General features: G+C 72.4%; 18 protein-coding genes. 12 read left to right on the top strand and 6 right to left on the bottom strand.

Annotation, left to right across the window (positions count from 1 at the left end; genetic code table 11):
* Positions 1-8: 8 nt before the first annotated feature.
* The 3 genes from DDJ31_RS07295 to DDJ31_RS07285 all read right to left on the bottom strand — a co-directional run bounded on the left by DDJ31_RS07295 (position 9) and on the right by DDJ31_RS07285 (position 3,381).
* The gene (locus DDJ31_RS07295; RefSeq protein ID WP_164785024.1) at positions 9-1,391 is read right to left on the bottom strand and encodes a ferredoxin reductase family protein; all 1,383 of its coding nucleotides are present in this window, start codon (positions 1,389-1,391) and stop codon (positions 9-11) included.
* Positions 1,392-1,531: 140 nt separating this feature from the next.
* Positions 1,532-2,230, bottom strand: a complete 699-nt coding sequence (locus DDJ31_RS07290; protein ID WP_127181109.1) for a L,D-transpeptidase family protein — start codon at positions 2,228-2,230, stop codon at positions 1,532-1,534.
* Between the two features lie 266 nt (positions 2,231-2,496).
* Positions 2,497-3,381 (bottom strand): hypothetical protein, encoded by an 885-nt coding sequence (locus DDJ31_RS07285; protein WP_127181110.1) that lies wholly within the window; start codon positions 3,379-3,381, stop codon positions 2,497-2,499.
* 214 nt (positions 3,382-3,595) lie between these two features.
* On the opposite strand from DDJ31_RS07285, the gene argH reads away from it, so the two are divergent.
* The 4 genes from argH (at position 3,596) to DDJ31_RS07265 (ending at position 8,244) form a co-directional block, all read left to right on the top strand.
* Positions 3,596-5,023 carry an argininosuccinate lyase gene (argH, locus tag DDJ31_RS07280; RefSeq protein ID WP_127181111.1) on the top strand — a complete coding sequence of 476 codons (1,428 nt, stop codon included), beginning with the start codon at positions 3,596-3,598 and terminating at the stop codon, positions 5,021-5,023.
* 64 nt (positions 5,024-5,087) lie between these two features.
* Positions 5,088-6,059, top strand: coding sequence for an aldo/keto reductase (locus DDJ31_RS07275; protein WP_127181112.1), 972 nt, complete (start codon positions 5,088-5,090; stop codon positions 6,057-6,059).
* A gap of 83 nt (positions 6,060-6,142) precedes the next feature.
* Positions 6,143-6,709, top strand: coding sequence for a TetR/AcrR family transcriptional regulator (locus tag DDJ31_RS07270; protein WP_164785025.1), 567 nt, complete (start codon positions 6,143-6,145; stop codon positions 6,707-6,709).
* Positions 6,706-8,244 carry an MFS transporter gene (locus DDJ31_RS07265; RefSeq protein ID WP_127181114.1) on the top strand — a complete coding sequence of 513 codons (1,539 nt, stop codon included), beginning with the start codon at positions 6,706-6,708 and terminating at the stop codon, positions 8,242-8,244. Before DDJ31_RS07270 ends, DDJ31_RS07265 begins: the two co-directional genes overlap by 4 nt.
* Positions 8,245-8,301: 57 nt before the next feature.
* Here the strand turns inward: DDJ31_RS07265 and DDJ31_RS07260 are convergent, their stop codons facing one another.
* Positions 8,302-8,973 carry a lysophospholipid acyltransferase family protein gene (locus tag DDJ31_RS07260; protein ID WP_127181115.1) on the bottom strand — a complete coding sequence of 224 codons (672 nt, stop codon included), beginning with the start codon at positions 8,971-8,973 and terminating at the stop codon, positions 8,302-8,304.
* A gap of 415 nt (positions 8,974-9,388) precedes the next feature.
* On the opposite strand from DDJ31_RS07260, the gene DDJ31_RS07255 reads away from it, so the two are divergent.
* Both DDJ31_RS07255 and DDJ31_RS07250 read left to right on the top strand, forming a co-directional pair.
* Positions 9,389-10,552: a glycerophosphodiester phosphodiesterase gene (locus DDJ31_RS07255; protein ID WP_127181116.1), complete on the top strand. Its 1,164-nt coding sequence runs from the start codon at positions 9,389-9,391 to the stop codon at positions 10,550-10,552.
* 235 nt (positions 10,553-10,787) lie between these two features.
* The gene (locus DDJ31_RS07250) at positions 10,788-11,285 is read left to right on the top strand and encodes a GNAT family N-acetyltransferase (RefSeq protein WP_127181117.1); all 498 of its coding nucleotides are present in this window, start codon (positions 10,788-10,790) and stop codon (positions 11,283-11,285) included.
* 54 nt (positions 11,286-11,339) lie between these two features.
* Here the strand turns inward: DDJ31_RS07250 and DDJ31_RS07245 are convergent, their stop codons facing one another.
* Together DDJ31_RS07245 and DDJ31_RS07240 are read right to left on the bottom strand one after the other, a co-directional pair.
* Positions 11,340-11,768 carry a hypothetical protein gene (locus DDJ31_RS07245; RefSeq protein WP_127181118.1) on the bottom strand — a complete coding sequence of 143 codons (429 nt, stop codon included), beginning with the start codon at positions 11,766-11,768 and terminating at the stop codon, positions 11,340-11,342.
* A 1-nt stretch (position 11,769) separates the two neighbouring features.
* A complete protein-coding gene (locus tag DDJ31_RS07240; protein WP_127181119.1) occupies positions 11,770-12,129 on the bottom strand; it encodes a hypothetical protein in 360 nt (119 codons plus the stop codon).
* Between the two features lie 69 nt (positions 12,130-12,198).
* On the opposite strand from DDJ31_RS07240, the gene DDJ31_RS07235 reads away from it, so the two are divergent.
* The 6 genes from DDJ31_RS07235 (at position 12,199) to cbiE (ending at position 18,057) form a co-directional block, all read left to right on the top strand.
* Complete coding sequence (locus DDJ31_RS07235) at positions 12,199-12,849, top strand: HAD-IA family hydrolase (protein WP_127181120.1); 651 nt, start codon at positions 12,199-12,201, stop codon at positions 12,847-12,849.
* Between the two features lie 390 nt (positions 12,850-13,239).
* Positions 13,240-14,274, top strand: a complete 1,035-nt coding sequence (locus tag DDJ31_RS07230; RefSeq protein WP_164785026.1) for a methionine ABC transporter ATP-binding protein — start codon at positions 13,240-13,242, stop codon at positions 14,272-14,274.
* On the top strand, positions 14,271-14,999 hold the full coding sequence (locus DDJ31_RS07225) for a methionine ABC transporter permease (RefSeq protein WP_127181122.1): 729 nt from the start codon (positions 14,271-14,273) through the stop codon (positions 14,997-14,999). The genes DDJ31_RS07230 and DDJ31_RS07225 overlap by 4 nt, the downstream gene beginning before the upstream one ends.
* Before the next feature lie 86 nt (positions 15,000-15,085).
* Entirely contained in the window at positions 15,086-15,916 is an 831-nt protein-coding gene (locus DDJ31_RS07220) for a MetQ/NlpA family ABC transporter substrate-binding protein (protein WP_127181123.1), read from the top strand.
* Positions 15,917-16,089: 173 nt separating this feature from the next.
* Complete coding sequence (locus DDJ31_RS07215; RefSeq protein WP_127181124.1) at positions 16,090-16,728, top strand: GNAT family N-acetyltransferase; 639 nt, start codon at positions 16,090-16,092, stop codon at positions 16,726-16,728.
* A 111-nt stretch (positions 16,729-16,839) separates the two neighbouring features.
* A complete protein-coding gene (cbiE, locus tag DDJ31_RS07210) occupies positions 16,840-18,057 on the top strand; it encodes a precorrin-6y C5,15-methyltransferase (decarboxylating) subunit CbiE (protein WP_127181125.1) in 1,218 nt (405 codons plus the stop codon).
* The last annotated feature ends 63 nt before the right edge of the window (positions 18,058-18,120 follow it).

Below are 18,120 nucleotides of genomic sequence, written 5' to 3'. Positions count from 1 at the left end.
CCCGTCGCTCACATCTCGAACGACTCGTGATGGATGCGGCGGGCGGGCACTCCCGCGCCGCGCAGTGCTTCGTACACGGACTGCGCGAACCCGGCGGGCCCGCACATGAACACGTCGTGCTGCTCGATGTCCGGCAGCTTCTGCCGCAGCCGGTCGGCCGAGATGTCCGGGCGCTCACCGTCCGGACTGTTCACGGCGTACATCAGCCGGGCGCCGCGGTCCTCGGCGATCACCGCAAGCTCGTCCCAGAGGGCCAGGTCCTGGGTGGTGTTGGCCCGGTACAGGAGCGTGATGTCGCCCGCCGCGCCCGGCAGCGTCTCGAACAGCGCCCGCATCGGCGTGATGCCGACCCCGCCCGCGACCAGCAGCACCTTGCCGCGGCTGCGCCGCTGCGCGGTCATCGCGCCGTACGGGCCCTCGGCCCACACCCGGGTGCCGGGCGTCAGCTCACGCAGGCGCGCGCTGTGGTCGCCGATCGCCTTCACGGTGATCCGCAGCATGCCGGGCCTCGGCGCCGCCGACAGCGAGTACGGGTGGGAGCTGAACCGCATGCCGGGCGCGAGGAACCGCCAGCGGAAGAACTGTCCGGCCTGCGCGCCCATCCGGTGCAGTTTCCGGCCGCCGATGAGCACCGACACGATGCCGGGCGTCTCCTCGATCACGGCCTCGACCCGCATCCGGTGCCGCAGGTTCAGCCGGATCGGCGTGAGGATCCGGTACCAGAGGACCAGCGCGGTGACCACGCCGTACAGCCCGTACCAGAACGTCTTGGCGGCGGGTTCGACGGCGAAGTCGTTGCCGGTGGAGATCTGGTGCCAGAACGTCAGGAACACCGCCGCGTAGGTGAGCAGGTGGACGTGGTACCAGGCGTCGTACGGGATGCGCTTCCTGACCCCGCCGATCGAGATCAGCGCGATGAGGAACAGCAGGCCGGTGCCGATGGCCGCCTTGCCCATGTCGGGGAGCTGGTCGACGCTGTCGACGGTCTGCTGGACGACGTCCGAGACCGACTTGCCCGCCTGCAGCGCGTACCCCCACATGGTGAGGAAGACGTGCGCGATCACCAGGCAGATCGTGTAGCGGCCCGACATCGCGTGCCAGCGGGCCACCCGGTCGGAGCCCACCCGGCGTTCGAGGGCGGGCACCCGGGCCATCTGGAGCACGACGAGCGCCATCAGGTACCCGGCCAGCAGACCGGTGATCCGGCCCGCGTTGAGGATCCTGCCGCTGTCGTCGGCTATCGACGGGGTGGTGTGCCACCACAGCCCCAGCACACCGGCCGCGCCCGCCCAGACGACGAGCAGCAGGACGGTCGCCGGGGAGCGGCGCGGGCGGATGCGGCGCATCGTCTGGCGGCGGGCGGCCCGGCCGCCTGCGAGCGTGGTGGTCACGATTCCTCCGGGAACGGGCGCAAGGGGGTTGGCGTGGTCCCTTGGCCCTGGAGTACGTGCCGGGGCGCGGGTGCGTTCAGCCGGGCGCCGAGTCCGTGAGGACGACGGGCGGGCGCCGGCGAGCGGCCCGCGCGGTCCGCTCAGTAGCCGGTGATCGCGGTGGGTCCGCCGGTGGTGCCGATGGCGATGTGCGGCGCCCGCGCGGGGTCGGCCCAGCGCAGCACCTCGCGCATCGCGTCGTTCGGCACCGACACGCAACCGGCCGTCGCCGCCCGCCCGTTGACGTGGAGGAAGATCCCGGCGCCGCGTCCGCGCACGGGCCGGTCGTAGTTGAAGCCGACGACGAGCGCGTGGGCGTACTGGGTCGGGAACGCGGCGAGCCGCTCGGACTCGGCGGCCCGGCAGTCGGCGGGACGCGGGTCGGTCCAACGGTTGTAGGAGCGCGAGGCGTTGTCCTGGCACCACCAGGAACTCTCGCCGACCGGAAGGTACGTGTAGCGGGTGCCGGCCGGTGGCGCCTCGACGCCGAAGGCGAACGGCAGGTCGTAGAGGCCGGTCGGGGTGGTGCTCGTGCCCTGCTCGCGGGCGGTGCCCTCGACGAGTCCGCCCGCTCCGAAGCGGGCGGGCGCCGAGCCCGCCCGCGTCCAGCGCCCGGCGCGCAGGTCCCACCAGGTGAGGGTGCCGGTGGTGGCGTCGGTGTCGGCGGCCACGGCGGTGATCAGCTGGCTGCCGCCCCCGGTGTCGGCCAGCCGCTCGGGCAGCTCGGTGTCGGCGGCGGGCAGGGCGCCGAGCGTGAGGAGGGACGCGGCGGCGAGGACGACGGCGACGACGGGGCGCATGGCTTCGACGGTAGGCGCGACGGCCGCCCCCGGCAGCGCGAGTGGGCCGTCCAGGCGGACGGCCCACTCGCGGGCCGCCCAGGCGGACAGCCACGTTCTCCGTTCACGCGACGGCCCTCCGTTCGCGACGGCGCTCCGGTCACGCGACGGCCTCTCCATGGCCGCCCGGCCTCTCCGGTCACGCCCCGGCCTCTCCGTTCACGCGCCCGCCCCCGCCGTGGCCGCCCCGACCGGTGTGGAGCGGGGCGGCCACAGCGTCTGTCACGTCACTGGGTGAGCGTGCAGGCGGCCAGCGCGTCGAGGCCGGTCGGCTTGGCGGCGGTGCGGCCGATGGAGATGGCGATGCGGTCGATGGTCGAGGCGCGCTTGTCCTTCAGCGGGCCCAGGATCGCGTTGTTGACGAAGTTGGGTCCGCCCTGTCCGACCGTGTCGACGAGCCGCTTGTTCGCTTCCCCGATCTGGGTCTGGAGCAGCGTGAGGTTGCGGTCGACCTCGGCCTGCGCGGAGGCGGGGACCGCCGGGAGCCGGGAGGCGACGTCCGGGCAGCTGATGGCGCCCGCGCCGGTGTTCCCGGTGCCGGTGTCACCGCCCGCGCCGGTGTCGGCCGGGGTCGAGGCCGGCGCGCTGGGCGCGGCCGTGGCGCCGTCGCCGCCCGCTCCGGTTCCCGTTCCGTCGCCCGCCCCCGTGTCCGCGCCGGTGCCGCCCGCGTTGAGAGTGCACGGCGCGAGCGCGTCGAGGCCGGTGGGCTTGGCGGCGGTGCGGCCGATGGCGGTGGCCATCCGGTTGACGGTGGCCACCCGCTTGTCCTTCAAGGGACCGAGGATCGCGTTGTTGACGAAGTTGGGTCCGCCCTGTCCGACGGTGTCGACGAGCCGCTTGTTGGCCTCGTCGATCTGGGTCTGGAGCAGCGTGAGGTTGCGGTCGATCTCGGCCTGCGCGGAGGCGGGGACCGCCGGGAGCCGGGAGGCGACGTCCGGGCAGCTGATGGTGCCGGGGGAGGCGGCCAGGGTGCGGGCGGCCGTGCTGTCGTTCCTGGAACTCTCCCCGGCGAGTGCGCTGCCCGCGATCACCGCTCCGGAGAGGACGACGGCGGCGGCACCGCCGATGACGGCGACGCGACGCTTGTTGTACTTCGGAAGGGCCCTGGACATGGGGATGCCTCACTTGGGTCAAGGAGTGGGTGTGCGGACGCGGCGCCTGCGTTCGGGGGTGAGTACGGGAAAGCGGTTTCGTTTGTTCAGACTCCGCGCGGAACTCTCCGCACTCTCCGCGCCCGCGGGCCAGATTGACGAATCATGCGAACCTCTGCATACTCATGCAGAGTAGTCGGGTCAGTGTGTCGGGTCGGTGTGAGGAGCAACGCGAGTGAGCAGCAACAGCGGAGACGTTCGGCTCTGGGGCGGCCGTTTCGCCGACGGTCCCGCCGAGGCCCTGGCCAAGCTGTCCGCGTCCGTCCACTTCGACTGGCGGCTCGCCCCCTACGACATCGCCGGCTCCCGCGCCCACGCGCGCGTGCTGCACACGGCCGGGCTGCTCACCGAGGACGAGCTGACCCGCATGATCGCCGGACTCGACCGCCTGGAGGCGGACGTCGCCGACGGCTCGTTCACCGGCACCATCGCCGACGAGGACGTGCACACCGCCCTGGAGCGCGGCCTGCTGGAGCGCCTCGGCGCCGACCTGGGCGGCAAGCTGCGGGCCGGCCGGTCCCGCAACGACCAGGTCGCCACCCTCTTCCGGATGTACCTGCGCGACCACGCCCGGATCATCGGCGCCCTGATCGCCGACCTCCAGGACGCGCTGGTCGGTCTCGCCGAGGCCCACCCGGACGTGGCGATGCCCGGCCGCACCCACCTCCAGCACGCCCAGCCGGTGCTGTTCGCCCACCATGTGCTGGCGCACGTCCAGTCGCTGTCCCGGGACGCCGAGCGGCTGCGCCAGTGGGACGAGCGGACCGCCGTCTCGCCCTACGGGTCGGGCGCGCTCGCGGGCTCCTCGCTCGGCCTCGACCCGGAGGCGGTCGCCCGTGACCTCGGCTTCGAGCACGGCAGCGTCGGCAACTCCATCGACGGCACCGCCTCCCGCGACTTCGTGGCGGAGTTCGCCTTCGTCACCGCGATGATCGGGGTGAACCTCTCCCGGATCGCCGAGGAGGTCATCATCTGGAACACGAAGGAGTTCTCCTTCGTGACCCTGCACGACGCCTTCTCCACCGGCTCGTCGATCATGCCGCAGAAGAAGAACCCCGACATCGCCGAGCTGGCCCGCGGCAAGTCGGGCCGTCTGATCGGCAACCTCACCGGCCTCATGGCCACCCTCAAGGCCCTGCCGCTCGCCTACAACCGTGACCTCCAGGAGGACAAGGAGCCGGTCTTCGACTCCTGCGACCAGCTGGAGGTCCTGCTGCCCGCCTTCACCGGCATGATGGCCACCCTCACCGTCAACCGCGCGCGGATGGAGGAACTGGCCCCCGCCGGTTTCTCGCTCGCCACCGACATCGCGGAGTGGCTGGTCAAGCAGGGCGTCCCGTTCCGGACGGCGCACGAGGTGGCGGGCGAGTGCGTCAAGGCCGCCGAGGCCGAGGGCAAGGAGCTGGACGAGCTGACCGACGAGCAGTTCGCGAAGATCAGCGCCCACCTCACCCCCGAGGTCCGCACCGTCCTCGACGTCCCGGGCGCCCTCGCCTCCCGCGACGGCCGCGGCGGCACCGCCCCGAGCGCGGTCGCCGTGCAGTTGGCCGAGGTCAAGGCCGATCTGGCAGTGCAGCACCGGTGGGCCGAAGCCAAGAAGTGAGGGACCGGGCATCGCGGGTAGGTTGGTCGAGCAGCCGCAAGGAGCCGACCGACGGGAGCCCGTGATGCCCTTCGCCCGACTGGCGTCAGCCACCACCCCCACCTGCCACATCGGACTGGGTCTCGCCGCCGTCGGCCGCCCCGGCTACATCAACCTCGGCAGGGACCGGGACCTGCCGGCCGACCGCAGCGTCGCCGCGCTGCGCGCCCGCACCCATGAACTCCTCGACGCCGCCTACGCCCAGGGCGTGCGCTACTTCGACGTGGCCCGCTCCTACGGCCGCTCCGAGGAGTTCCTCGCCGACTGGCTGACCGACCGCCCCGAGGCCGACGACGTCGTCGTCGGCAGCAAGTGGGGCTACACCTACACCGCGAACTGGACCACCGACGCGGAGCGGCACGAGGTCAAGGACCACAGCGCGCAGACCTACGAGCGGCAGCGCGCCGAGACGGAGGCGCTCCTCGGCGACCGCCTCGACCTCTACCAGATCCACTCGGTGACCCCGGACAGCCCGGCCCTCACCGACAAGGAACTCCACGCCGGGCTGGCCGAGGCCGCCGCCCGCGGCGTCACCGTCGGCTTCTCCACCAGCGGCCCCGCGCAGGCCGACGCGATCCGCGCGGCCCTCGCCGTGACGGTCGACGGCGAGCCCCTCTTCCGTACCGTCCAGTCGACGTACAACGCCCTGGAGACCTCGGCGGGGCCCGCGCTCGCGGAGGCCCACGACGCCGGACTCACGGTCATCGTCAAGGAGGGCATGGCCAACGGCAGGCTCGCGGGGGAGCAGGCGCCCGACGCGCTGAAGGCGGTCGCCGAGGAGACGTCGTACGGCTGTGACGCGGTGGCCCTCGCGCTGGTCCTCCAGCAGCCGTGGGCCGGGGTCGTGCTGTCAGGCGCCGCCACCAGCCCGCAGCTCGCCTCCAACCTGCACGCCGCCGCCGTCTACCTCGACGAGGACCACCTCGCCCGGCTCGCGGCCCTGGTCGAGGACCCGCGCGCCTACTGGGAGCGGCGCTCCGCCCTGCCCTGGCACTGACCGCACCCCGCTCCACCTCCCGGACATGAGGCGTACATGCCCACGATGAGACATTCGTGTCTCACGTGGGCTACCCTCGTCTCATGGCTGTCGACCGTGACCACGTCCTGCGCACCGCCGCCGCCCTGCTGACCCGCAAATCCACCGCCACGATGGACGAGGTCGCCAGGGCCGCGGGGATCAGCCGCGCCACCCTGCACCGCCAGTTCGCCGGCCGCGACGCGCTCGTCAGGGCCCTCGAGTCGCTCGGCATCGACGAGTGCGAGGCCGCCCTCGACGCGGCCCGCCTCGACGACGGCCCGGCCGCCGACGCCGTCCGCCGCCTGGTGCGCGAGATCGAACCCGCCGCGGGGCTCATCGCCTTCCTCTACACCGAGAACCAACTCTTCGAGGGCGACGAGCGCAACGACGGCTGGGCCCGCATCGACGACCGGATCGCCGCCCTGTTCCGGCGCGGCCAGGAAGCCGGCGCGTTCCGCATCGACCTCACCCCCGCCTGGCTCACCGAGGCGCTGTACGGCCTGCTCGCCGCCTGCGCCTGGGCGGTGACCGAGGGCCGGGTGGCCCCCAAGGACTTCACGCACATGACCGTCGAGCTGCTGCTCGGCGGCGCACTGAGGCACTCCGCCTCACCGGGAGAGGAATCATGACCAGCACCCTGCGGCCCGCCACGACCGAGGCGGCACCGCGTCCGGGCCGGTGGCTCGCGCTGTCCGTCCTCGTGCTCGCCGTGCTGCTGGTGGCCGTCGACGCGACCGTCCTCGGCCTCGCCACCCCCTACATCAGCGAGGACCTCGAACCCACCGGCACCCAGCTCCTGTGGATCGGCGACGTCTACTCGTTCGTCATCGCCGGACTGCTGGTCTCCATGGGCAGCCTCGGCGACCGCATCGGCCGCAAGCGGATCCTGCTCATCGGCGCCACCGCGTTCGGCGGGCTCTCCGTCCTCAACGCCTACGCGGCGACGCCCGAGATGCTGATCCTGGCGCGCGCCCTGCTCGGTGTCGCGGGCGCGACGCTGATGCCGGCCACCCTCGCCCTGATCCGCAACCTCTTCCACGACCCGCGCGAGCGCAGCCTCGCCATCGGCATCTGGGGCGCCGCCGCGTCGGCCGGCACCGCCGTCGGCCCGATCGTCGGCGGATTCCTGCTCGAACACTTCTGGTGGGGCTCGGTCTTCCTGATCAACCTGCCGGTGATGGCGGTCCTGGTCGTGGTCGGCGTCAAGCTGCTGCCCGAGTCGAAGAACGCCAATCCGGGCCCCTGGGACCTGGCCAGCGTCGCCCTCTCGCTGGTCGGCATGATCGCCGTCGTCTACGCGGTCAAGGAGGCCGCCACCCACGGCTTCGCCTGGGCCACGCTCGCGATCGGCGTGCTGGGCGCGGCGGCCCTCTACTGGTTCGTCCGCCGCCAACTCACCCTGCCGACACCGCTGCTGGACATGCGGCTGTTCCGCAACCGCGGCTTCAGCGGCGCGGTCCTCGCCGACCTGCTGACCATCTTCGGCCTGGCGGGACTGGTGTTCTTCCTCTCCCAGTACCTGCAACTCGTCCAGGGCAGGCGCCCGTTCGAGGCGGGCCTGGCCGAACTGCCCGCCGCCGTCGGCGCGGTGGTGGCCGGCCTGGTCGCCGGGCGCGCGGCCCGGCGCTTCTCGGTCCGCTCGGTGGTGGTCGGCGGCCTCGCCGCGATCGGCCTCGCGCTGGGCGCCCTGACGACGCTGGACCAGTCGACCGGCTATCCGGTGCTGGGCGCCGCGCTGTTGGTCGTCGGCGTGGGCGCGGGCTTCTCCTTCACGGTGACGGCCGACGTGATCCTCTCCACCGTCCCGACCGAGGAGGCCGGATCGGCCTCGGCGGTCTCGGAGACCGCGTACGAACTGGGCGCGGCGCTCGGTATCGCCGTCCTCGGCTCGATCGTCACGGGCGTCTACCGGGGCTTCCCGTCGCCCGCCGGGACACCGGAGAGCGCGCACGAGTCGCTCGGCGGTGCCGTGGAGGCGGCGGCGGGGCTGCCCGCCGGTCCGGCCGAGGCGCTGCTGACGTCGGCACGGCAGTCCTTCGTGGACGGCCTCAGCCTGGCGGCGGGCGCGGGCGCGGTGGTGCTGCTCGCGACGGCGGTCGCGGCCTGGTTCATGCTGCGCGGCCAACGCCTCGACGGCGGCCAGGGCGACCGTCCGCAGGCGTGAGCACGGGTGCGGGCCGCGCGCGGTCGGTCGCGCACGGCCCGCACCCGCTCGAGAAGCCTAAGCGGCTTTCGCCTTGGTGGCGTACATGTCCACGTATTCCTGGCCGGAGAGCCGCATGACCTCGGTCATCACGGAGTCCGTCACGGCCCGCAGCACATAGCGGTCCCGGTCCATGCCCTCGTACCGGGAGAACTCCATCGCCTCGCCGAACCGCACCGTCACCCGGCCGGGGCGGGGCAGGCCCGAGCCGCCGGGCTGGAGCTTGTCGGTGCCGATCATCGCGAACGGCACCACCGGCGCCCCGGTCATCAGCGTCAGCCGCGCGATGCCGGTGCGGCCCCGGTACAGCCGGCCGTCGGGCGAGCGGGTGCCCTCGGGGTAGATGCCGAACATCCGGCCCTCCTCGAGGATGCGCCGGCCGGTCATCAGCGCGGCCACCCCGCCGCCCGCGCCGTCCCGGTCCACCGGGACCATGCCGACGCCGGTGAAGAACCAGGCCATCAGACGGCCCTTGAACCCCTTGCCGGTGACGTACTCGTCCTTGCCGATGAAGACGACCTGACGGTCGCAGACCAGCGGCAGGATCATCGAGTCGATGAACGTGAGGTGGTTGCCCGCCAGGATGACGGGGCCGTCTCCCGGGATGCGCTCCGCGCCCTCCACCTGTGGGCGGAACATCAGGCGCATGATCGGTCCGAGCACTGCCTTGATGAACACGAAGCGGGACAACGGGCCCTCCGGTGTCGAGGAAAGTCAACGAAAGTCAAGGAAAGCAGTATGAGTCTGTGCAGGTGAGGACGATACTCGCGGATCAGCGGGTCGCGCACATCGGGTTCACCGAGGTCTTACGTGAAGTTGACGCGGGTTTACCTGCGACGCGACCGTGCGGCACGGCCCTCGCGCGCCCCGCCGCATGTGACGGAGGTCGCCTCCGGCGAACGGGTGAACAGGTGTGCCCACAGCGCCGGTTCCCGCCGCGCCGCCCGGTCCGCGCGCCAGCCCCGGGCGGCGCGGCGGGAACCGGCGGTCCGCTTCCAGCCGACATCCCGAACCACCCGCGCGTTCCCGCCGAGGTCTCCCTCGTGTCATGTGCGCGCCCCTACGATCGGCGCGCACCGGTGAAGACGACGGCAGGAGGCGCGGGATGGCGACGCAGGGGTCGGACGAGCGGACGGGCGGGACCGGACGGCGGGCGCTGCTGGGCGCCGCGGTCCTCGGCGCGGGCGGGGCGGTCCTCGGGCTCGGCGGCACCGCGGCGGCGGCGGGACCGCGGCCCGGCGGCGGCCTCGCCGGCCTGCCCAGGCCGACGATCATCGGCCACCGGGGCGCCAGCGGCTACCGCCCCGAGCACACCTTCGGCTCCTACCAGCTCGCCCTCGACCTGGGCGCCGACATCGTCGAGGCCGGCGACCTGGTGCCCACCAGGGACGGCCATCTGGTGTGCCGTCACGAACCGGAGATCGGCGGCACCACCGACGTCGCCGACCACGCCGAGTTCGCCGACCGCAGGACCACCAAGACGCTGGACGGCGTGCCCACCACCGGCTGGTTCACCGAGGACTTCACGCTCGCCGAACTGAAGACGCTGCGGGCGACCGAACGCATCCCGGCCAACCGCCCGCACAACCGGCTCTACGACGGCCGCTGGGAGATCCCCACCTTCGAAGAGGTCCTGAAGTGGCAGGACGAGCAGACCCGCAAGCGCGGCAGGCAGGTGTGGATCTACCCCGAGACCAAGCACCCCACCTACTTCCGGGGGCTCGGCCTCGGCCTGGAGGAGCGGGTCGCCAAAATCCTCCACAAGCACGGCAAGGACAAGCGGAACTCTCCGGTCGTCCTCCAGTCGTTCGAGCCCACCGGCGTCCAGCGCCTCAACACCCTGGTCGACAACCCGCTGGTGGTCCTGCTCTCCGGCGCGGGCACCCGCCCCTGGGACTTCGTCGAGACCGGTGACCCGCGCACCGTCGACGACCTGATCACCCCCGGCGGGCTGCGCGAGATCGCCGGATACGCCCAGGGCATCGGCCCCACCCTCGACCTGGTGATCCCGAGGAAGGCCGACGGCAGCCTCGGCACCCCCAGCACCCTGGTCAGGGACGCCCACAAGGTCGGCCTGATCCTGCACCCGTACACGATGCGCAACGAGAACCCGTTCCTGCCGACGGAGTACCGCAAGGGCGCCGCCGCGGACGGCTACGGCGACCCGTTCGGCGCCTTCCACGCCTACTTCGCCACCGGCATCGACGGCGTCTTCACCGACAACGCCGACACCGGGGTGCTCGCCCGCGCCGACTTCCTCAAGGGCTGACACCCCGCCCGTCAGCGCCGACGACCGGCCGCCCGGCCCACCGCCGGGCGGCCGGACGCGTACCACGGGACGCCGGAGCCCGGCAGTCGGCCATCTCACAGGGCGGCTCTGACCCGGAACGTTCCCGATGCCGCGGTTGTCCGCGAGGAAAGCCGGATCCGGAGGTTGCGGCCCGGCCGGTGCGGGGATAGGAGTGGGAACAACCGGCGATCAGGTGAGCGGGAGGCGTGCGCACATGGGCATGAGCGTGACCATCTCGGTGGCGACCGAGCAGGACGTGGAGCAGATCTTCAGGCTCCAGTACCTCTGCTTCCAGCGCGAGGCCGCGCTGTACGGCAACTACCGCATCGACCCGCTCGTGCAACCACTGGACGAGGTCCGCCGCGAGGTGGCCACCGACTGCGTCTTCGTGGCCAGGCTCGGCGACGAGGTCGTCGGCTCGGTCCGCGGCCACCTCGACGAGGACGGCCCCGCCTCCATCGGCAAACTCTGCGTCCACCCCCGCCTCCAGGGCCACGGCATCGGTGCCCGGCTGCTGCGGGCCGCCGAATCCGCCCTGGAGCGGGAGCGCGGCGCCACCCGCTTCCGGCTGCACACCGGCCACCGCAGCGAGGGCAACCTCCGCCTCTACCGCCGCGTCGGCTACGAGACCGTCGGCACCGCCGAGGGCGCCGACGGCGTACCGATGATCGTCCTGGAGAAGGCCGCGGGCGCCTACGCCGCCACCGCCTGACGCGGCCCGAGCGCCGCGCGACCCGAGGGGCCCGCGCGGCGCACCCGGGCGGGCTCAGTCCCGCCGGACGTCCGCCGCGGCCGACCTGCGCAGCCAGTACAGCGCCGACAGCGGCAGCAGCACCGGGATGAACACGTACCCCATCCCGTAGTCCGACCACACGGTCGACTCCGGGAACGCGGACCGGTCGAGCAGCGTCCAGGTGCCGACGACCAGCACCCCCGCCAGCTCGGCGGCGCAGCACACCAGCGCCGCCCTGCGGGCCCGCTCACCGCCGCGCACCAGCGAGTACGCGATGAACGCGTACACCACACCGGCCAGCGCGGACAGCGAGTAGGCGAGCGGCGCGTGGTCGAACTTGGTGGCGATCTCGTACACCGAGCGCGACAGCGCGCCCACCACCATCACCCCGTAGAACCAGACGAGCAGCATGCCAGGGCCAGTGACGAGGCTCCTTCGCCTGTCTTCCGCCACGGCGGTCATCTCAGCCTCCCCAGATGTCGTACAGCCGTACTTCCAGCACCGCGAGCACCACACCGCCCGCCGCCGCCGTCACCGAACCCCACCGGCTGCGCTCGGCGAGCGACATGAAACCGGCCGCCGGGACGCACGCGAAGGCGCCCAGCAGATACGCGACGAAGATCGCCGTGCCCTGCTCCGGCTTCTCGCCCCGCGCCAACTGCACCACCCCGACCACCAGCTGGACCGTCGCGAGCAGCGACACCACGGCCATCCCGATGAAGTGCCAGTCCTTCGTGGGCTGGTCGCGGTAGGCGGCCCAGCCGCACCAGACGGCGAGCAGCAGCGCGGTGACGGCGGTCACCACGGTCAGGGCATCAAGCATGCCGCGACCCTATTACGGGCGGAAAGGCCCGACGGTGTCGGCCCTGGCGTGCCCCGTAGGGTCGAGGGCATGACCCTCCGCGCACACGCACTCCTGTTCGACAACGACGGCACCCTCGTCTCCTCCCTCGCCTCCGTGGACCGCTGCTGGACCCGCTGGGCCGGGGAGTACGGCGTCACCGCGGAGGACTTCGCCCGCGTCGGACTGCACGGCAGGCCCGCCGCCGAGATAGCCGCCGACCTGCTGCCCGCCGACGTCGTCCCGGCTGCTGTCGCGCGGATCGAGGAGCTGGAGGTCGCCGACGTGCCGGGCGGGGGAGTGGAGCTGCTGCCCGGCACCCTGGAGTTCCTCGGCTCGCTGCCCGCCGACCGCTGGGCCGTCGTCACCTCCGCCACCCGGCGGCTGGCCGAGGCCAGGCTCGGCGCCGTCGGCATCCTGCCCAAGACGATGGTCGCCGCCGACGACGTCCGCCGCGGCAAGCCCGACCCCGAGCCGTATCTGCTCGCCGCCCGCGCCCTGGGCGTCGACCCGGCCGACTGCGTCGTCTTCGAGGACGCGCCCGCCGGGCTCCTCGCGGGCCGGGCCGCCGGGATGACCACCGTGGCGTTGACCACAACCCACACCGCGGCCGAGCTCGTAGCCGACCTCGTGGTCCGCGACCTGTCGGCCTTGTCCGCACTGGTCACCGACGGGGGAGTGGAGATCTCCGTCCGCCCCTGACCCCTGTCCGCCGCTGTCCGGCATATGGACAGCGGCGGGCTGTCAGGACCGTCGGTCTGGTTTACTGACCGCATGACCACGACGAGCAGCCGCACCCTTGCGACCGAGGCGACCCTGACGCCCGGTGCTCGTTGTACGGGTCGAATGCGCGCCTTCTAGAGGGCCCCCGCACCACCCGAGCTCGCGCCCCGAAGCGAGACGCCGTGGCGTGACGTGCGGCCCCGCCGGACGCGAGCCGCCCGCGCGCACCTGTTCTCCCCCGGTTCCACCGCCACCGCGAGAACCGTGTCGCGTCCCTGACCGAAAGCCCCCGCGCCCCGACCTGCGTCGAGCACGGGAGACCGCAACGGGCCCACCCACGCCCGCCCCTCGACAGTGACGGAAACCCCAGTGATCACCACAACGGGCCTGACCAAGGTCTACCGCTCACGCGGACGAGACGTCACCGCCCTCGACGGCGTCGACCTCCACGTCCGCGAGGGCGAGGTGTTCGGCGTGATCGGCCAGTCCGGCGCCGGAAAGTCCTCGCTCATCCGCTGCGTCAACCTGCTGGAGCGCCCCACCGAGGGCACCGTGACGGTCGACGGCCTCGACCTCACCGCCCTCGCCGGGCGCGGCCCGCGGGCCGGCCGCGAGCTGCGGCGGGCCCGCAGCCGCATCGGCATGGTCTTCCAGCACTTCAACCTGCTCTCCTCGCGGACCGTCCAGGACAACGTCGAGCTGCCGCTGGAGATCCTCGGCCACGCCGGCAAGGACCGCTCCCGCAAGGCCCTCGAACTCCTCGACCTGGTCGGCCTCGCCGACAAGGCGAAGTCCTACCCGGCGCAGCTCTCCGGCGGCCAGAAGCAGCGCGTCGGCATCGCCCGCGCCCTGGCCGGCGACCCCAAGGTGCTGCTCTCCGACGAGGCGACCAGCGCCCTCGACCCCGAGACCACCCGCTCCATCCTGCGGCTGCTGCGCGACCTCAACCGCCAGCTGGGCCTGACCGTCCTGCTCATCACCCACGAGATGGACGTCGTGAAGTCGGTCTGCGACTCCGCCGCCCTGATGGAGAACGGGCGGATCGTCGAGTCCGGCACCGTCGGCGAACTCCTCGCCACCCCCGGCTCCGAGCTGGCCGCCGCGCTCTTCCCGGTCGGCGGCGAGCCGACCGGCGACGACCGCACCGTCCTCGACGTCACCTTCCAGGGCGAGGCCGCCACCCAGCCGGTCATCTCCCAGCTCTCCCGCACCTACAACATCGACATCTCGATCCTGGGCGCGGCCATCGACACCGTCGGCGGCCTCCAGATCGGCCGGATGCGCATCGAACTGCCCGGCCGCTACGAGGACAACGTGGTGCCGGTCGGCTTCCTGCGCGAGCGGGGACTCCAGATCGACGTCGTCGGGCAGGAGCCCGTGCCGGTGAAGGAAGGTGCCAAGTGACCTGGTCCGAGATGCAGCCCCTGCTGACCGAGGCGTGTTGGGACACCCTCTACATGGTCGGCTGGTCCACCCTCATCGCCGTCGTCGCCGGACTCCCGCTCGGCGTCCTGCTGGTCCTCACCGACCGCGGCGAACTGCTCCAGAACGTGGTCGCCAACAAGGTGATCGGGCAGATCGTGAACATCGCCAGGTCGATGCCGTTCATCATCCTGATGGTCGCCCTGATGGGCTTCACCCGCTGGATCACCGGCACCACCATCGGCCGCGAGGCCGCCATCGTGCCGCTCGCGATCGGCGCCATCCCGTTCTTCGCACGGCTCGTCGAGACGGCCGTCCGCGAGGTGGACGGCGGGCTCGTCGAGGCCGTGCAGTCGATGGGCGGCAACACCTGGACGATCGTACGCAAGGTCCTCGTCCCCGAGTCGCTGCCCTCGCTCATCTCCAGCACCACGACCACCGTCGTCGCCCTCATCGGCTACTCGGCGATGGCCGGCACGGTCGGCGCGGGCGGCCTCGGCGACATCGCCATCCGCTACGGCTACCAGCGCTTCGAGACCGAGCTGATGTGGATCACCGTGGCGATCCTCGCCGTGGTCATCTCGCTCATCCAGTTCGCGGGCGACCTCGCCGCCCGCACCCTGCACCGCCGCGGCGGCCGATCGGGCCCGGGACCGCGGCTGCGGTTCCTGAAGACGTCCCCCGCGCCGGAGACCGAGCCGGCCTGACCCGGCAGCCGCGCCGGACCCAACCCCCCAGAACTCCCCGCACCACCAGCCGCGGGGCGCCCCACCCAGAAGGAAAGGCACTTTTCGTGCGTAACACCGCCAAGATCACCACCGTCGTCCTCGCCGCCGGAGCCCTCACCTTCGGGCTCTCCGCCTGCGGCGGCTCGGACAAGGACGCCGCCTCCGACGACAGCGGACCGCTGATCGTCGCCGCGAGCCCGACCCCGCACGCCGAGATCCTCGACTACGTCAAGGACCACCTGGCGAAGAAGGCCGGACTCGACCTGGAGGTCAAGGAGTTCACCGACTACATCACGCCGAACACCGCGACCGAGGACGGCTCGGTGGGCGCCAACTACTTCCAGAACCAGCCCTACCTCGACGACTTCAACAAGAAGCGCGGCACGCACATCGTGCCCGTCGTCACGGTGCACCTGGAACCGCTCGGCCTCTACTCCCACAAGGTCAAGAGCGTCGACGCCCTCAAGAGCGGCGCGACCGTCGCCATCCCCAACGACACCGTCAACGAGGCCCGTTCGCTGAAGCTCCTCGCCTCCAAGGGACTCATCACCCTCAAGGACGGCGTCGGCTCCGAGGCGACCCCGCAGGACATCGCCGAGAACCCCAAGAAGCTCACCTTCAAGGAGGTCGAGGCGGCCCAGACCGTGCGCTCCCTCGACGACGTCGACGCCGCGGTGGTCAACGGCAACTACGCCATCTCCTCCGGCATCAAGCCCGCCAAGGACGCCCTCGTCCTGGAGTCCGCCAAGGACAGCCCCTACGGCAACTTCCTCGCCGTCAAGAAGGGCAACGAGAAGGACCCGCGGGTGAAGAAGCTCGCCGAACTGCTCACCTCGCCCGAGGTCAAGAAGTTCATCGAGGACAAGTACCAGGGCTCGGTCATCGCCTCCTTCTGACCGCGCCCACGGCCCCGACCAGGGCCGCGCACCGCCCGCGCGGCCCGGCGCCCGCGCACGGGGTCCGCTCCCTTCACCGGGAGCGGACCCCGTCGTGCGTTCCGGTGGTTTCATGCTGCATGCTGGGCAGTTCGCAGTCCCCTAAGGATTTCCCGAAGGTTACGGAGCGGCGCATGACGAGCACCTTCCCCAACATCTCCATCAGCACGGAGCGGTTGGTGCTGCGTCCCCTCGACGAGGACGACGTGTCCGCGCTCACCGAGATGATGAACGACGAACAGGTCGCCGCCTGGACCGACGTCCCGCAGCCCGTCACCGAGGACGCCGCCCGCACCTGGGTCACCGACCGCGCGCCCGCGCACCGCCGTGCGGGCCGCGGGGTCGACCTCGCCGTCACCGAGTTCCTCACCCAGCGCCTGGTCGGCGTCGTCCAACTCACCAAGACCGACTGGCAGATCAGGTCCACCGAACTCTCCTACATCGTCGCCCCCTGGGCCCGCGGCGAGGGCTACGCCTCCGAGGCCGCCCTCGCCACCGCTCAATGGCTGTTCGGCCAGCAGAAGTTCGAGCGCGTCGAGCTGCGCACCCCCGCCGACAACACCGCCGCCCAGCAGGTCGCCCAGAAGATCGGCTGTATCAGCGAGGGCGTGCTGCGCAACGCCTGCATAGTCCACGTCCGCACCGAGGACGGCGGCTGGACCGACCTGCGCTCCGACTTCATCGTGTGGAGCCTGCTGCCCGAGGACCTCGCGGGCGCGGGCGAGGAACTCGCCGGAAGCGGCGGCTACCGCCCCTACTCGGGCTGGAACTGACCGGCGAGGTGCCGCCCGGCGTCCCGCCCCGCCACCGCACCGGATACCCTCACCAAGCCCGCACGGGCCCCGGCCCCTGACGACCCGCGAAGACCCTGGAGACTGACGACGATGGCCGACCGGGTCACGGTGATCGGCTGGGACGGCTCCCCCCTGAACGCGGCCGCACGCTCCGCCCTCGGTGCCGCCACCCTGGTCGCGGGCGCCGCCCACCACCTCGAACTCCCCGAGGTGCCCAGGAGCGCCGAACGCATCCGCCTCGGCAGCGTCGCGCTGGCCGCCCGCCGGATCGCCGCCCACCGCGGCTCCGCCGTCGTGCTCGCCGACGGCGACCCCGGCTTCTTCGGCGTCGTGCGCACCCTGCGCGGCCCCGAGTACGGCCTCGAGGTCGAGGTCGTGCCCGCCGTCTCCTCCGTCGCCGCCGCCTTCGCACGGGCCGGCATGGCCTGGGAGGACGCCCAGGTCGTCGTCGCCCACCCGCGCACCCTGCGCCGCGCGGTCAACGTCTGCCGCGCCCACGCCAAGGTCGCCGTCCTCACCTCGCCCGGCGCGGGCCCCGCCGAGCTCGGCCTGCTCCTCGAAGGCGTCCACCGCACCTTCGTCATCTGCGAGGAACTCGGCACCGAACGCGAACAGGTCAGCGTCGTCACCTCCGACAAGGCCGCCGACCGCAGCTGGCGCGACCCCAACGTGGTCATCGCCATCGGCGGCCCGGTCACCACGGGCCCCGCGGCCGACGCCGGCTGGCTGGCCGGCCGCGACCTGGGCACAGGACCGCGCGGCTGGACCCTGCCCGCCGAGAGCTACGACGGCCCCCTCGGCGAGGGCGAAACGGATCTGCTGCGCGCCGCCCAACTCGCCAGGCTCGGACCCCGCATCGGCGACCTGGTGTGGGACATCGGCTGCGCGAGCGGCGCCTTCGCCGTCGAGGCCGCCCGCGCCGGCGCCGCCGTCATCGCCGTCGACCGGGTCCTCGACGCCTGCGCCCGCGCCGACGCCGCCGCCCGCAGGCACGGGGTCCAGCTCCAGATCGTCCAGGGCCTCGCCCCGCACGTCCTGGAGAACCTCCAGGAACCCGACGTCGTGCGCGTCGGCGGCGGGGGAGCGGCGGTGGTCTCCGCCGTCGCGGACCGGCGCCCGCAGCGGATCGTCACCCACGCCGCCACCCGCGACGCCGCCGAACTCATCGGCCGCGACCTGTCCGAGCACGGCTACCGGGTGGAGTGCGCCCTCCTCCAGTCCGTCCAACTCGACACCAGGGCCTGGACGGAGACGGAACGGAGCGTCGCGTTCCTGCTCAGCGGTGTGCTCGCCGAGCGCGAACGCTGACCCCGGACACCCCCGACCGTGTCCCGGTGATCCTGTTTTCTGCCCTACCGGTGATCCTGTTGT

This window comes from Streptomyces griseoviridis, assembly GCF_005222485.1.
Classification (GTDB): Bacteria; Actinomycetota; Actinomycetes; order Streptomycetales; family Streptomycetaceae; genus Streptomyces; species Streptomyces hintoniae.
The sequence above is the reverse complement of the archived record's forward strand: the minus strand, read 5'-3'. Positions and strand labels throughout refer to the sequence as shown.

Bases quoted from the DNA above. Each gene is read 5' to 3' on its own strand.
- DDJ31_RS07290 (WP_127181109.1), bottom strand. From the start codon at position 2,230: ATGCGCCCCGTCGTCGCCGTCGTCCTCGCCGCCGCGTCCCTCCTCACG.
- DDJ31_RS07285 (WP_127181110.1), bottom strand. From the start codon at position 3,381: ATGTCCAGGGCCCTTCCGAAGTACAACAAGCGTCGCGTCGCCGTCATC.
- DDJ31_RS07275 (WP_127181112.1), top strand. From the start codon at position 5,088: ATGCCCTTCGCCCGACTGGCGTCAGCCACCACCCCCACCTGCCACATC.
- DDJ31_RS07270 (WP_164785025.1), top strand. From the start codon at position 6,143: ATGGCTGTCGACCGTGACCACGTCCTGCGCACCGCCGCCGCCCTGCTG.
- DDJ31_RS07265 (WP_127181114.1), top strand. From the start codon at position 6,706: ATGACCAGCACCCTGCGGCCCGCCACGACCGAGGCGGCACCGCGTCCG.
- DDJ31_RS07255 (WP_127181116.1), top strand. From the start codon at position 9,389: ATGGCGACGCAGGGGTCGGACGAGCGGACGGGCGGGACCGGACGGCGG.
- DDJ31_RS07250 (WP_127181117.1), top strand. From the start codon at position 10,788: ATGGGCATGAGCGTGACCATCTCGGTGGCGACCGAGCAGGACGTGGAG.
- DDJ31_RS07245 (WP_127181118.1), bottom strand. From the start codon at position 11,768: ATGACCGCCGTGGCGGAAGACAGGCGAAGGAGCCTCGTCACTGGCCCT.
- DDJ31_RS07240 (WP_127181119.1), bottom strand. From the start codon at position 12,129: ATGCTTGATGCCCTGACCGTGGTGACCGCCGTCACCGCGCTGCTGCTC.
- DDJ31_RS07235 (WP_127181120.1), top strand. From the start codon at position 12,199: ATGACCCTCCGCGCACACGCACTCCTGTTCGACAACGACGGCACCCTC.
- DDJ31_RS07215 (WP_127181124.1), top strand. From the start codon at position 16,090: ATGACGAGCACCTTCCCCAACATCTCCATCAGCACGGAGCGGTTGGTG.
- cbiE (WP_127181125.1), top strand. From the start codon at position 16,840: ATGGCCGACCGGGTCACGGTGATCGGCTGGGACGGCTCCCCCCTGAAC.